Consider the following 282-nt stretch of genomic DNA (forward strand, 5'->3'; position numbering starts at 1 on the left):
ACTCTGTAGACGAGGCCTTAGCTGGGTATGGTAATGAAATTGTAGTTACCATACATAAAGATGAAAGTATTAGTGTAAAGGACAATGGACGAGGTTATCCGACAGGGATGCATCGGACTGGTAAACCTACGCCTGAAGTTATTTTAACAGTGCTTCATGCTGGTGGTAAATTTGGGCAAGGGGGCTACAAAACAAGTGGAGGTCTTCACGGGGTTGGTGCTTCCGTTGTAAATGCTCTTTCAGAATGGTTAGAAGTGACAATTCATCGTGAAGGTACTATAT

1 protein-coding gene is annotated in these 282 nt (G+C 42.9%); it reads left to right on the top strand.

Features of this window, described 5'->3' with window-relative positions:
- The coding region (locus tag AOA62_RS12035; protein WP_256592323.1) for an ATP-binding protein at nucleotides 1-282 on the top strand (282 nt) is incomplete at both ends.

Origin of the sequence: Pseudomonas sp. 2995-3, from assembly GCF_002742565.1 — a bacterium.
In the GTDB taxonomy this organism is placed as follows: Bacteria; Pseudomonadota; Gammaproteobacteria; order Pseudomonadales; family Pseudomonadaceae; genus Aquipseudomonas; species Aquipseudomonas edaphica.